The sequence below is a fragment of the Pseudoduganella sp. RAF19 genome, assembly GCF_052114165.1.
GTDB lineage: Bacteria > Pseudomonadota > Gammaproteobacteria > Burkholderiales > Burkholderiaceae_D > Rugamonas.
In genome coordinates, this window is the sequence record NZ_JBFREF010000002.1 from 654,677 (window position 1) to 668,211 (window position 13,535).

At 62.1% G+C, this 13,535-nt stretch carries 14 protein-coding genes; 5 read left to right on the forward strand and 9 right to left on the reverse strand.

Annotated elements, in window-relative coordinates:
- Positions 1-240 precede the first annotated feature (240 nt).
- From AB4Z19_RS07565 to AB4Z19_RS07590, 6 genes are read right to left on the reverse strand one after another with little or no spacing between them, the layout of a single operon-like run.
- Complete coding sequence (locus tag AB4Z19_RS07565; protein WP_442025727.1) at positions 241-1,611, reverse strand: HlyD family efflux transporter periplasmic adaptor subunit; 1,371 nt, start codon at positions 1,609-1,611, stop codon at positions 241-243.
- A complete protein-coding gene (locus AB4Z19_RS07570) occupies positions 1,592-3,163 on the reverse strand; it encodes an FHA domain-containing protein (RefSeq protein ID WP_442034869.1) in 1,572 nt (523 codons plus the stop codon). The genes AB4Z19_RS07565 and AB4Z19_RS07570 overlap by 20 nt, the downstream gene beginning before the upstream one ends.
- A gap of 15 nt (positions 3,164-3,178) precedes the next feature.
- Entirely contained in the window at positions 3,179-4,576 is a 1,398-nt protein-coding gene (locus tag AB4Z19_RS07575; RefSeq protein WP_442025722.1) for an efflux transporter outer membrane subunit, read from the reverse strand.
- Positions 4,573-6,510: an HD domain-containing phosphohydrolase gene (locus AB4Z19_RS07580; RefSeq protein WP_442025723.1), complete on the reverse strand. Its 1,938-nt coding sequence runs from the start codon at positions 6,508-6,510 to the stop codon at positions 4,573-4,575. The genes AB4Z19_RS07575 and AB4Z19_RS07580 overlap by 4 nt, the downstream gene beginning before the upstream one ends.
- Before the next feature lie 21 nt (positions 6,511-6,531).
- A complete protein-coding gene (locus tag AB4Z19_RS07585; RefSeq protein WP_442025724.1) occupies positions 6,532-6,951 on the reverse strand; it encodes a DUF4399 domain-containing protein in 420 nt (139 codons plus the stop codon).
- 11 nt (positions 6,952-6,962) lie between these two features.
- Positions 6,963-7,346 (reverse strand): DUF4399 domain-containing protein, encoded by a 384-nt coding sequence (locus AB4Z19_RS07590; protein WP_442025728.1) that lies wholly within the window; start codon positions 7,344-7,346, stop codon positions 6,963-6,965.
- A 258-nt stretch (positions 7,347-7,604) separates the two neighbouring features.
- Here AB4Z19_RS07590 and AB4Z19_RS07595 point away from each other — a divergent pair, with 258 nt between their 5' ends.
- Complete coding sequence (locus tag AB4Z19_RS07595; protein WP_442034871.1) at positions 7,605-8,666, forward strand: formylglycine-generating enzyme family protein; 1,062 nt, start codon at positions 7,605-7,607, stop codon at positions 8,664-8,666.
- Positions 8,667-8,702: 36 nt separating this feature from the next.
- On the opposite strand, the gene AB4Z19_RS07600 is transcribed toward AB4Z19_RS07595, so the two are convergent.
- Complete coding sequence (locus tag AB4Z19_RS07600) at positions 8,703-10,859, reverse strand: protein kinase domain-containing protein (RefSeq protein WP_442025726.1); 2,157 nt, start codon at positions 10,857-10,859, stop codon at positions 8,703-8,705.
- 317 nt (positions 10,860-11,176) lie between these two features.
- On the opposite strand from AB4Z19_RS07600, the gene AB4Z19_RS07605 reads away from it, so the two are divergent.
- From AB4Z19_RS07605 to AB4Z19_RS07620, 4 genes are all read left to right on the forward strand, one after another.
- Positions 11,177-11,455: a hypothetical protein gene (locus tag AB4Z19_RS07605; RefSeq protein ID WP_442034873.1), complete on the forward strand. Its 279-nt coding sequence runs from the start codon at positions 11,177-11,179 to the stop codon at positions 11,453-11,455.
- 35 nt (positions 11,456-11,490) lie between these two features.
- Complete coding sequence (locus AB4Z19_RS07610) at positions 11,491-11,766, forward strand: hypothetical protein (protein WP_442034874.1); 276 nt, start codon at positions 11,491-11,493, stop codon at positions 11,764-11,766.
- A 42-nt stretch (positions 11,767-11,808) separates the two neighbouring features.
- On the forward strand, positions 11,809-12,084 hold the full coding sequence (locus AB4Z19_RS07615) for a hypothetical protein (protein ID WP_442034876.1): 276 nt from the start codon (positions 11,809-11,811) through the stop codon (positions 12,082-12,084).
- A gap of 125 nt (positions 12,085-12,209) precedes the next feature.
- Entirely contained in the window at positions 12,210-12,398 is a 189-nt protein-coding gene (locus tag AB4Z19_RS07620; RefSeq protein ID WP_442034878.1) for a hypothetical protein, read from the forward strand.
- A 51-nt stretch (positions 12,399-12,449) separates the two neighbouring features.
- On the opposite strand, the gene AB4Z19_RS07625 is transcribed toward AB4Z19_RS07620, so the two are convergent.
- The gene (locus AB4Z19_RS07625) at positions 12,450-12,911 is read right to left on the reverse strand and encodes a response regulator transcription factor (protein WP_442034880.1); all 462 of its coding nucleotides are present in this window, start codon (positions 12,909-12,911) and stop codon (positions 12,450-12,452) included.
- A complete protein-coding gene (locus AB4Z19_RS07630; RefSeq protein WP_442034881.1) occupies positions 12,911-13,429 on the reverse strand; it encodes a hypothetical protein in 519 nt (172 codons plus the stop codon). The genes AB4Z19_RS07625 and AB4Z19_RS07630 overlap by 1 nt, the downstream gene beginning before the upstream one ends.
- Positions 13,430-13,535: the final 106 nt, after the last annotated feature.

The following is a 13,535-nucleotide window of genomic DNA, read 5'->3' on the forward strand; positions in this document are numbered from 1 at the left end:
GACACAGTCGATTCTGGCAGCAATCCCCTTGCCCCGGCGCTAGCTTGCCCGGCAGTATTAAGCCACAGCCAGACCGGTCCGCGTACGCCGAGATCAGGCTTTCGTTGATGGTCGACAGGCAAAACGGCACGCCGAACTCAGCCGCAGCATGTGGCGCTTCATTTCTCCGATCGGCCAGGTCATGCCCAGCAGCCCCATGGAGGCGATTGCCAACGGGATAGTCGCCGCCTCGGCGCTCGTTCAGCCGCCAATATTGCGGAAGGGATCGAGCGCCAGGTCGATCAGGCGACGTTCACGTACCACAATTTCGGCCGTGGCAGTCATGCCGTAGCGCAGCGGATAGGCGATATCGCCCACCTGGTAGCGGTCCTGATCCAGCGTGACGCGGCCTTCATACACCGGCTGCTTGGTCTGCGCGGACGGCTTGGTGGCCGGCGAAATGAATTGCAGCGTGCCGCGGATCAGGCCATAGCGCTGATAGGGAAAGGCGTTGAACTTCAGCTGCACAGTCAGGCCTTCGCGCAGGAAAGCGCGGTCGTGTTCGGCGATTTCAATCTTGAGGATAGGTTTGGCGTCCTTGGGAGCGATGCCGCCCAGCGGCGCGTTGGCCTGGATCTTGTCGCCGGCCTGGGTCGAGGTCACGTCGGTAATGACGCCATCCACGGGTGCCACGATCAGCAGGAAATTGTCTTTGTCGATGTTCTCGAACTTGATGCGCGCCGCCGCCTCGGCCACCAGACGCGCTGTCTGGACTTGCAGGCGCAGCTTGTCTTCGGCGTTGGCTACTTCCCGGTCGGCTGCTTCCGATTGCAGGCGCAGCTTGCTCAATTCCTGTCCGCTGGTTTCCAGCTGCGATTTGGCCTGCGTGGATTCCAGGCTTTGCCGGGCGGACAGTTCAGACAGCCGCGACTGTGCCACGCGCACCGCATTCTCGGCCGCCAGCAGCGCATTCTTCTTGCCTTCGACCTGCAGTTGCGACACGCCACCGCCACCCGCCATGGCAAACAGGCGCGTGTATTTGTCGGCTTCGTCCTTGGCGGCGTCACGGGCGCGCCGCGCGTCATCCAGATTGGTGCGCGCTTCCTGCTGCTGGGCGGCCTGCCCCTGGGACAGCTTGCTGGTGCCCTCCGCCATGCGGCGTTCGTGCTGGCGTTCTTCGACTTCGGTAGCTTCGCGCAGCGCTGCGGCGCGGCGCTCCATCATGGCTTTCTTGTCGGGGAACTCCTTCCAGTCGCGTTCGGCGTCCTCCAGCTTCAGGCGGGCCTCCAGCGCATTCCGGGCGGCTTCAATGGCGCCGCGCGCGTACAGCCGCGCCACGACATCGCCTTTGTTGACCGGCTGGCCTTCTGCAATGAAGATATTGGCCAGTTCACCGTCGATGGGCGCATACAACCGACGCACGTCGGAGGCCGGCACCAGCGTGCCGCCCGCCGTCACCAGCACGTCGGCATGGCCGAAAAATGACCAGACCAGGCCGGCAAACACCAGCGCCACCATCGTGTACACGGTCGCCTGCGTGTAGCGCCAGGGGTCGGCCGTCAGAATGGCGATGCCTTCTGCGCTGTGCTCATCCAGCGCTTCATTGAGCGGTTTAAGGGTTTGCTGACTCATGGCCGTATTGACCTCCAACGAGAGCAAGCTTGCGCGCATCGCTGAGCGCATCGGCGTAAGCGTCGCGGAATGCAGGCACGTGGGACGACATGGTGACGAATGCGCTCTGGTAAACTTCGTTCTGGCTTTCCAGCTGGCTGGTGTACTGTTTGATCTTCGCAGCGTCGGCAGCGTCGCGCACGGGCGCCTGAGCTCCGCCGCGCGCCGCAACGAAGGACTCCAGCTGGACGATCCAGTCCAGTTCCGCCACCAGCGGCGCCAGCTCCGGGTTGTTGCGGCCCGACTGGCGCATGGCCGCGACCTGGGCAGTGGCCTGCTGGAACTGGCGGGCCTTGAGCGCAGCGATCCAGCCTGGCAGGCCGGCTTTCAGCTGCGCTTCCAGGGCCAGGGCGCGCAGCTTGTTGTTGCCTTGATCGCTGGCCAGCGCTTCGTTGGCGACGGCGGCGGCCTGGGCGTAATGACTGTCCGCCAGCAGGCCCGTGACCTCGCGCTCAGCCCCGCCAATGCGCGACAGGCCCCACGCCAGCACGATCACGACCGCCAGTGCGATAAAGGCGTAGCGGCGGGCGTGGGTCATGTCGGGCTGTCCCTTGCCGCCAAGCGCCGTGTACAGGCCGGACACCAGCACTGCCACTTTGCCCTGCGGCGCCGGCGCTTCGTCGGTGGGCGCGCTGGCGGCATCGGAAGGCTCCGCCTTGGCCGGCAGCGGGTCTGCGCAGAAAATGTTGAGGAAGGAGTCGGCGGCGGCGACAAACGTGGTTTTGTCCGCATCGGCAGCGGCCCGGCTGCTGGCCGTGGTCAGCGCGGCGATCTGGGTCAGGGTCGGATCGGGTGGCGGCGACTCCCATTCCATGCCCAGCCGATAGACGAAGTGATGGCCGCCGAATGCCAGCACGTCGCCTTCATGCAGCGCCACGGCTTGTTCCTCCAGCCGCGTGCCGTTGACGAATGAGCCGTTGGTGCTGCCCAGGTCTTCAACAAAGGGCTGCCCGCCTTTAAGGAAGATATGCGCATGGCGCCGCGACAGATAATGCACCTGGGCCGGATTGGTGTCGCGGTAGCGGGCAAAGGTGGCGTCGGCCTTGCTGATCATGAAGGGGAATTCCGTGACCACGATTGACTGCAGGTCGGTGGGCTCATGCTCCGGCGTCAGCATCAGGCTGGCCAGGCGGGCGCGTGGCGGCTGTACCGCACCGGCCTCCAGCTGCACGCGATAGGACAGCGATTTGCCAAAGGCCAGCACATCGCCGCTCTTCAGCCGGCTGATGGAATGCTGCACCGGGACCCCGTTGACGGTTGTGCCATTCTTGCTGCCCAGGTCCGCCAGATAAACCGCTCCGCCCTCGCAAAATATGCGGGCATGGCGGCGCGACAGGCTCCCCGCCAGTTCCGGCGGGTAGGATGCAAATGGCGCTTCCGTGCGGCCCACGGCAAACAGCGGGTCGTGGATATGGATGGTTTCCAGTTCGGGATGCGCAACCGGTTCCAGCACGATCATCAGCTGCCGTCCCGGCGGTGGCCGGGCTGTGGCGATGGCTGCATCGGGCGCCATGGTGAGCCGGCCTCCTTAGCTTCGCGCCTCGGCGCGCACGTCCACCGGCGGCCAGCCACCACCCAGCGCCTTGTACAGCGTAACGGTGTCGGCCAGGATTTGCTGGTGGATGGCCAGCAAGGCCAGTTGCGCGGCCAACAGTGTGCGTTCGGCCTCGAACACTTCCAGCTGCGTCACCAGGCCTTCCTTGAGCTGGGCTTCAACCTGTGCGGCGACAATAGTCAGACGGTCGGACTGTTCTTGCAGCTCCATGCGCTGACGCCGGTGGGCATCCAGATTGACCAGGGCATTTTCCACCTCCTCGAAGGCTCCGATGACAGTGCGCCGGTACGTCTGCTCGGCGACCTCGCTCTGCGCCTGGCTGGTTTTGATGCGCGCCTTCACCCCGGGATCGAAGATCGGGAAGTTAATGCTCGGCATAAGGCCGAAAGTGAAAGACTTCATCAGCGAACTGAGGGCAAAGCTCGCGGTGCCGCCATGTCCCGTCATGCTGATGGACGGCAGCTGCGCCAATTTGGCCTGACCGACCAGATTGTAGGCTTCCAGCACGCGGTATTCGGCCGCCACCACATCGGGGCGTCGCTTGAGCAGCTGCGACGGCAGGCCTTCCGGCACGACCGGCAAAGCCACGCGCTGCGTCAACGAACCCTGCGGCACCTTGAATTCGCCGGCTGGCGTGCCAAGCAAGGTCGCCAGTGCGTTGCCGGACACGGCGCGCAGACGATCCAGTTCGATCAGGTCCCTGCTCAGGCGATTCAGCTCCGCGCGCTGCTGCAGCACCCGCGTTTGCGGCACCAGTCCATTCTGCAGCATGGCTTCATACGTGGCCAGGATCTGCTTGTTTTTCTCCAGCGCCTGCTTTTGCTGCCTGATCTGCTCGTCGAATTGCAGGATCTGGAAATAAGTGGTCGATACATCCGACACCATGGTCAGATAGCCGGCCCTCCAATCCGCTTCGGACGCCTTGAATTCCGCTGTCTGGGCTTCCACTCCTTTCGCCGTTTTGCCCCAGATATCAATGTCCCAGTTCACCTGCGTGGCGAGGTTGAACTGTTTGCTGAACGGCTGGCCCGTGCTTTTCTCGAAGCTGGCGCCTGCACCGGCATCGAGCGTCGGCAAAGCGCCGGCGCGGGCTTCCTCAATGCCCGCTTGCGCTACCTTGGTCCGTGCTGCCAGGATCTTGAGATCGTAGTTCCCGGCCAGCGCGCGGCTTACCAGTCCATCCAGATAGGGATCACGGAACTGCTTCCACCAGTCCTGCTCGATGATCACGGCTGGCTTCACGGGCAGATTTTGCTGGCTGGACCACGCGTCTTTGGATGGCATATCCGGCGTCTGGTACGGCTTCATGCTGACATCGGCGCAGGCGGACAGCAGCGCCGCGACAGCAAGGGATCGAATAATCGGCTTCATACGCGCGTCTCCCAACCCTTTGAATCGACAAATACCTTGAACAGACCGGCATCCAGGTGACCGGCGCGACATTCTTCCGCGATCAGATCCAGGGCGCGCTCGGACGTAATGGCCTGCTTGTACGGGCGGTCGCGCGCCGTCAGGGCATCGTAAATGTCGCTGATGGTCAGTATGCGCGTTTGCAGGCTGATTTGGCCACCATGCAGGCCCATCGGATAGCCGGAGCCATCCAGCTTTTCGTGGTGGCCGTGCGCGATGGCGGGCACGCCGGACAACTCGCGGGTCCAGGGAATCAGGATCAGGAAGGCATAGGTGTCGGCCACGTGCGCCTCGATCTGGCGCCGTTCGTCGGGCGTCAGGCAGCCCTTGGAGATCGACAGTGCGGTGAATTCATCATCGCTCAGCAGGCGGAAGCCGGATTCGTCCATCCCAACGCAGGCGTGGCAACGGATTGCCTCCAGTTCGCTCAACGGCTCGCTGTGCGAAATGGACGGCTCGTTGGCACGGCGGATGATGTCCATGAAGTCTTCCAGCCGCCGGCCCTCGTCATCCAGCTGCGCGATGATGCGTTCACGCTCAGCGCGCAACGCTGCCATCGTCAGTTCGCCCTGCAAATGGCGCTCTGTCAAATCGCGCCAGGCGTGCCGTTCGAAACAGGCGCGCGCGTAGCGGAAGCGCTGTTCCAGCAGGCGCATATCGGCGTGGTGCAGCTTCTTTTCCTTGCGCAGCACGTGTTCGCGTACGCCAACCTTGCCGAAATCGTGCAGTAGCGCCGCGTAGCGCAGCTCACGGACCTGAGCCGGGCCGAGCGCAGCACGGCGCAAAGCGGGATCGTCCGCATTGGGCAAGGCGATGGCCAGGTTTTCGGCGTAACGCGCCACGCGGAACGAATGGCCTGCCGTGACCGGGTCGCGTTCCTCGATTGCTTGCACCGAGGCGCAGACAAAGCCGTCCAGCAGGCCGCGTATTTCGGAATACAGCTGGAAGTTTTTCAGCGCGACGGCTGTTTCCGCGCACACCCCGGTGAGGATTTCGAGGTCCGCTTCCTGGAATGCATGCGGGTCCGACGACGTATCCACCTGCACCAGGCCAAGAACATCTTCGCAGAGAATCAGCGGCACACACATGACGCTGCGGATTGATTGCGCGACGATCGAGGCATGCGCGGAGAAATGAGCGTCCGCCAGCGTATCGACCGATAGAATGGCACGTTTCCGGTGCAGGACTTCGTCCACGATGGTGTAGGAAATGCGCACCTGCGCCGGATCTAACACCGTCCCGTCACGCCGCCGCGCCGCCACCGGCACGGGCGGATCGCTTTCCTTGTTGCGCAACATGATGAAGGCGCGCTCGGCCAGCGGGAACAGATCGAAAATGAAGTTCATGATCTTTTCGATCAGCGTGGCCTGGTCGGTCACCGCACCCAATGCGATACTTGCCTGCGCCATGGCGTGCAGCCGCTGTACGCTCTTTTCCAGATCGCTGCGGTCGGCGCTGACCGGGTCCAGTTGCGGCGTGAATTGGGTGGCATCGACCGAGCGCGTGATCAGTGTGGGTGTTTCGCCACGTTCCGGCAGCAGCAAGGAATGAAAGACCAGCTGTGCCGATGCCAGCGACAGTTCGTCGCCGTCGTGCAGGGCGTGCCATTCACCCGGCGCCAGGCGCTCGCCCAGCACGAAAGTGCCATTTCGGGAATGCAGGTCTTCAACCACATAGCGCGCGCCGCGGCGCTGAATGCGCGCGTGGCGGCGGCTGATGGTTTGCTCGGGAATGCACAGGTATTGATCCGCGCCCAGCGCATCCTGGCGGTCGCGGCCAATGACTACTTCATCGTGCAGAGGAAACACCGCGGGCTTGGTCGATGCCGTCCCCAGCCATTCAAGATAGGCCCTGACCGGGCCGCCCGGTTCTGGAAATGAGGCATTCGGTTCCATAGGCCCATCCGCACCATCCCATCACTTGACGGTGATTGTGATTTTCGGCGACTTCACCGGCGGCGTGTGCGGCACATGGTTTTCATCGCCCATCAGCAGCTGCAAGGTGTGCTTGCCGGGCGGAAGTTCCAGCATGGTTTCCGTTTCGCCCGCGCCGAAGTGCAGGTGGTTGCGGTCGGATGGAATCTCTTTCCCCGGCGGCGGCAGGTCGGTGTCGATCAGCAGGTGGTGGTGGCCGGTGTTGTTGAAGGCCACACCTTTCGGCGCCACGCCCATATAGCGCAGGCCGAACCAGACGCGGAACGGCTTGCCACCCTGGATCACCGCGCCGTCGGACGGCCAGCCGATGTAGCAGTAGGCATTCGCGGGAGCGTCCGCCGCACTGGCCGCCCCGCCGAAGATGGCAGCGGAAAAGGCCGCCGCAGCGAACAGATTGCGCATGATCGTCTCCTTCAGCGCACCGTGATTGTGATCTTCTTCGATTGCACGGGCGGGTTATGCGGGATATGGTCCTTGTCCCCCAGCAGCAACTGTAGTGTGTGCTTGCCGGGCGGTAGTTCAACGCGCGCCTCCGTCTCTCCCGCACCGAAATGCAGATGGTTGCGGTCGTTGGGGATCGCTTCAGTCAGTGGCGGCAGATCGGTGTCGATCAGCAGGTGGTGGTGGCCGGTATTGGCTACCGCAGTACCCTTGGGCGCAACGCCCATGTTGCGCAAACCCATACGGACCCAGAATTTGCCGCCATCGATGACGGTGCCGTCATGAGGCCAGATGAAATACACCTGCGCATTTTCGGGCGCCGCAGTGGGATCGGCGAGGACGGGAGCAGCCTGCATACTCAGCAGCAGGCAAAGAATCACAGCAATACGCATGATCGAATCCTCCAGCCGAGACTATACTGATGGGGGGGAGACTTCACTATCTAAATCTGGCACACTATTACCCGGATCGCAAGGTCAATTCCCATCCAACGCAGCAAGAAAGAGGGGCCGCGCATGTGGCATAAACTTCTGGTCGTTTGCGTATTGGCGATGCCAGCTCTCGCGCCCACAGCGCAAGCGCAAAACAACAATTCAGACATAAAGCTTGCTGGTGTGGTTCCCAAGAACAGCGCTGAGCAGTTCGAGCTCGCTTTCTGGGAATCGATCAAGGACAGTGACCATATCAGCGATTACGAAGCTTATCTGAAGGCCTATCCAAAGGGCCGCTTCGCCGCCCTGGCAGAGGCGCGCATTGCCCGTTTGCGCGCAGGCCAGGCGCCGGCCAAGTCCGCCACGCCCGCCGCACCGTCGCCCGCGCCGGCGGCGCCGCCGAAGGTCGTCCACGAACCCACGCGCCCTGCCCCGGCCAAGGAAAGAGAACCTGCCGCCGCGCCAGCAGCGGCGGCAGCGGCAGCAGCAACTGCTGCCGCGCCGTCCACCCCGGCGAGCCGCGCTGCCGGTGCGGAGTTCAAGGATTGCCCGGCCTGCCCGGCCATGATTCCGCTGTCGGCCGGCACGTTCACCATGGGCAGCAATAGCAGCGATCCGAGCGAGAAGCCGGCGCACTCGGTCACGATCAAGACGCCGTTTGCGATCGGCAAATTTGAGGTCACCGTACAACAGTGGAATGCCTGCGCCGATGCGGGCGCATGTGCGAAAGCCAGCGCGGCGGCGGGCACCAATGGCGCCGCTCCGGTCCGCGATGTGAGCTGGGATGATGCTCAGCAGTACCTCAAGTGGCTCAGTAGCACCACCGGACAGGCTTATCGTCTGCCGACCGAGGCGGAATGGGAATATGCCGCGCGTGGCGGAAGCGCCACACGATATTGGTGGGGCGAACAAATGGCCAATGGCAAGGCCAACTGCAAGGATTGCGGACAGCCGTGGTCTGCCGACGCACCGGCCAACGCGGGAAGCTTTGCGGCGAATGGCTACGGCTTGTACGACACCAGCGGCAGTGTGTGGGAATGGGTCGCCGATTGCTGGCACAACAGCTTCAAGGATGCGCCATCGGATAGCCGTGCCTGGGATCAGTCGGCGTGCACCGTGCGCGTGATTCGCGGCGGCTCGTGGCGCGAAGGTGCGGCCTATATGGTTGCTTCCACCCGCTTCAAGTACGACGCGAGCGTACGGCACTCGCAGAATGGCTTCCGCGTGGTGCGCGTGGCCAAGTAGCCGCAAGCGATTGCGCTGATTGCAACTTGGGCGGCTTCAGCGCTTGCGTGCTTGCGTGTTGATCTGCAAGAAGTCGACTGCGATCTTGTCCCCGGCGCCGCGGGCGCGGATCTGCTCCAGGCGAGAGGCCACGTCGGCCAGATAGCGTCCGCCGGGCTCGGACACGGTCCGGATCGAATCGAACAGCGGTGTTGGCGTGGTCAGCAACACCACCAGTTCGCTGCCGAACGGTTTGCCGATGCCCCACTCTCCCATGCTGCCGATGGTGGCGCTGTAGTGCGGCGGTGCGCGGTTGTCGCGCGAACGGGCATTCGGCAGCAAGTGCACGACATTGCCGTCCAGCGAGTAGTAATCGACGCTGATAAAGGATTCCGTGGCGGCGGTGGTGACGTCGACCATCAACGAGTCGCCTTCCGTGAGGATGGTGTGGCCGTTCGCTCCGGCTGTAGCGAGCCGGATCGCGGCGCCGCCACCCGCGCGGCGGTGGGCAGTCCAGTACGGGCCGTAAGTATTGATGACGGCGCATTTGTCCGGATCGACGGACTGCACGTTTAGGCTAACCGAAGCCACACCAGGCACCGCACCAAGCAACTCCTTGAGACCGGCCGTCTTCGGCGCATATCCTTGCACGTCGACGGCCCGGCCGTTCACCGAAGGCAGCAGGGCGGAACAGGGAACTTTGGCCAGCACTGAAGCCAGCGACGCAACGGTAGGTGGAGCGGCCGGTGCTGGTGCTGGTGCTGGTGCCGGTGGCGGTGTTGGTGCCGGTGCAGCGGCAGGCGCGGACGCCTCCCTCGCTGCGGCCGCCGGCGAAGATGCACCTGCCAGCACCGGCGCCGTGGCCGGCACGTCAGACCCACTTTCCGACGACGGCTGCGTGGGTGCAACAGGCGGAGCGGCGCCATCGGATGGCTGCATAAACCGCCATGCGGACACGCCAGCGACGCCAATCAGCACAACGGCCGCAGCGCCCGCCAGCGCTGTCGGCGCATGGCGCGCCATCGAACTCTCTCCTGCAAACTCGCTCATGAACCGCGCCGCCGTTGGCGTCCGGTCATTGCGCTCCAATGCCAGTCCCGCCTTGAGAGCATGCCACTCCGCGCGTCCCAAGCCCGCTGGGCGTTGCGGCTTCATGCCCGCCCCGCGCGCCTGCAGCGCCGACATCCGATTAAACGGATGATGCCCCGTCAGCAGCTCATACGTGATGCATGCGAGCGCATAAATATCATCGCGCGGATCAGGCTCGCGCTGCTCCAGCATCTCCGGGCTGGCATAGGCCGGTGTCAGAGCGCCAAGGCTACCGGGATCGAACACCGTCACATCGACGTCCTCTTCCGTCTTCTGAAACACGCGGGCGATGCCGAAGTCGATCACCTTCACGTCACCGGAATCCATCAGAAACACATTGCCCGGCTTGAAATCGCAGTGTACGAAGCCCCGTCCGTGCGCGTACGACAAGGCGTTGCCCATGCCGTTGACAATGCGCTTCACATCCGCGCATGGCAGCCCCGTAAAGCCGGGTGCACGCAGCACCTGGCTCAGTGGTTTGCCGCTCAGCAGTTCCATGGTCAGGTAAACCATCGCACCGTCGCGGTCGAAGTCGTAGACCGATACGATATTCGGATGCGCCAGCGCCTGCGCCTTGCGCGCCTCGCGCTGCAAGGCGATCAGCGATTTGGGATGGCCGCGGAACTGAACGTTCAGCACCTTGATCGCAATGTACGGCTTGCGGTCGGACGCCTCCAGCTTGCGCAAGTCGAGCGCCTTGTAGACCGTGCCCATGCCGCCAAAGCCGATGCACTCCTCCAGCACGAAGCGGCCGTTGAGCGTGTCGCCCACGCCCTTCATGCGTTCCATGTCGGCGCTCTCGGGCGGCGGCATCGATAAAGGAGGCGGACGCGACGATGGAGAAGTCGGCGGCGGAGGTGGTACCGCGCTCGGCTTGGTCTGCACAAAGGTGTCGTCGCCGCCCATGCGCTGGCGCGCAGCGATCAGGCGCTGAATGCGCCGCTGCACTTCCGAATAAACGTCGCCTTGAAGCGGTGCGCGTGCGTGTTCCTCGCTCAGCACTTCCAGCAAGCGGCCGCCACTTTCGGGAGCGCTTTCGAGGACTTGATCAAGCTGGGCGAAAAACTCCGGACGCTGCAAGGCGCCGTTTTGTAATTGATGTATCGCAGTCGCGAGGCTAGCCATGGCTTTGTTCGGGTAAAGCCCAACCTATTGATTGGAGCCTAGCATGAATAAATCGAGGATCAAGTGTTGGTAGCCCCAGTTGTTGTAAGCGGCCATACAGCGCAACGCCAGCTGTTGCTCGCCGCCCCACACCTCCCGCATGCATCGCGTTGACGATTACGCCACACACTCTGCCGCCGCATCGCGAAACGCCCGCAGATTCAATCACTTAGCCATTTTCATCGCGCGCCGGGAAGACCTGGCACGCATTCTGCTCAATGTCCATCGAGCGCAAACCAAATGCCTCAAACCAAACCAACTCACTAAGGAGCAACACCATGAAAACCCTGACCATCAAAGACCTGGCCCGTACCGAACAACTGGATAGCGCAGCAATGAGCACTGTGCGCGGCGGCTGGAAAATGAACTCGCCCTACTACTCGTTCGGCGACGTGACCTACGCCCCAAGCTATGACTCCTCGATCAAAGGCGTCCAGACCCTGATGCAAAGCCAGAGCAATGAGGTACTCACCGCCAATGGCTCGGCTTTCGTGGACGGCGTCAGCGTACACAACAACGTGTCGCAAAACGGTGCCAACACCATCATCCGCCAGTAATTGCATCCTCACTATTCCCCCTCAAGGAGAACATCATGAAAACCCTGATCATCAAAGACCTGGCCCGTACCGAAGAACTCAACAGCGCTGCCATGGCAGACGTGCGCGGTGGCTGGAGCATGAACTCGCCCTACTACAAATTCGGCGACGTGAACATCGGCGGCACCTACGATTCTTCCATCAAAGGCGTGCAGAACCTGGGCCAGCAACAACAAGACCTGGTGGCAACCGCCAACGGCTCTGCCTTCCTGGACGGCATCCACGTGCACAGCAACACCGCCCAAAACGGCGCCAACACCATCGTCGGCTAATCAGCCACATTGAAACTGACTATACTTTTTAGGAGAATTATCATGAAAACCCTGATCATCAAAGACCTGGCCCGTACCGAACAACTGGATAGCGCTGCAATGGCAGAAGTGCGCGGCGGCTGGAGCATGAACTCGCCATACTTCAAAGTGGGCGACGTGACTTACGCTCCGACCTACGATTCCTCCATCAAAGGCACCCAGAATCTGGCCCAGATGCAGAACGATGTGGTGGCAACCGCCAATGGTTCGGCCTTCCTGGACGGCGTGCATGTGCACAGCAACACCGTTCAGAATGGCGCCAACACCATCATCGGCTGAAGCTGGTGTCGCGGGAGCCGTCAACGGTTCCCGCGAGTCAAGCGACCCGGTTGCCGGTCGATCCCAGCCATGATCAGATGGCTGGGATCGACCGCGTAAACATTGCAACAACCGAAGGAGGCATTATGGCAGTCATCGTCATCAAGGATCTACCGGAAAGCTCGGAACTGGACCGGGAAGCCATGCGCGCCATCACGGGCGGCTCGCGCTTCCGCGCTGCGGGCGCTGCGATCCGCCAGCCAGTGCGGCGCATCCAGCTGTTTGACCTTTCGCGCAAAGCCACACCATTCGCCAAGCCATCTCGCGCGACATAAACCGGAAAAAAATTCCCGCAGGCGGGCGCCTGCGGGGCCCGAAGTCTCGCGCTAATTTGGCCGGCAGGAGGAAGCGGCCGCGCTTTGCAACATCAGGTAATTGGCAAGCGCACCCTTGTCATGCAGCTTGAGCTTTGCATAGACATTTGTCAGCTGGGTGCGCACGGTATTGGGGGAAATGCCAAGTTCACGCGCCACTTCCTTGTGGCTCAATCCCGCCGCAAAGCGCCTGGCCACCAGGGTTTCGCGCGGCGTCATGATTGTGAAGGCGGCAGTGGGCCGCGCCTGGCAGACGGATTCCGACTCCGGCACCATGCTGATCTCGATGAATTTGCCTCTGAACGCATGCGCCTGAAGCAGCTGTTCCTGTACCAGCTTCGCAACGCCTGACACATCGCACTCCGGCCATTCCAGCCGCAGCAACTCCAGAAAGCGCAGGTCGGCATACCGTATCTCTCCGCAGTCATTGAGCAGCGCTGAAGCAAAGCGTGGCGGCACCAGATTGCGCAGCATCAACCCCGTTCATCGCACATCGAAGTTGCCTGGGAGAGATGAGGCCACAGATGCACCAGGCGCCGCTCCCCGGCTTCCGGAAATGCCACGGCGCCGTCCTTGAATAGCATGATCCATCTCGTTGGGATACCCGGACATGGGATATCACCAAATATCATCATTTGACGCAGCTTATATAAGCGTGCGAAATCAGCCAGCCCAGAGAGACCGCAATTTTCGTAGAAATATTGAAGGTCCAGCTTCAGCGGCCGGCCAAGGCCGGTCAGCAAAGACTTCATGATGGGGTCACGCGACAACAGCGGAATATAGTCATCCATGAATGTGCGCGGCAGCCCATCAATATGCGCGCTCATTATATAGAGATCAGGATTTGAATAAAACTGGCTGCCGCCTAACACCACCGCGTCAAAGTCAAGACAATCATGCAACACCTGGACTGCTGCCGCCTGAAACTCATGCAGCGATCCCTTTGTTGACTCGCGATAAATCCCGAGCAAGGCCCGTGAAAATGTGTGCATGTGAACCTCCGCATTCCCCTAATGATGCGTCACTTAGCACTTTCTATTTGATAGTCATATTAGACGGTTCAGCTGAAGATTAAAATTTGAAAGTTTTGAAATATTA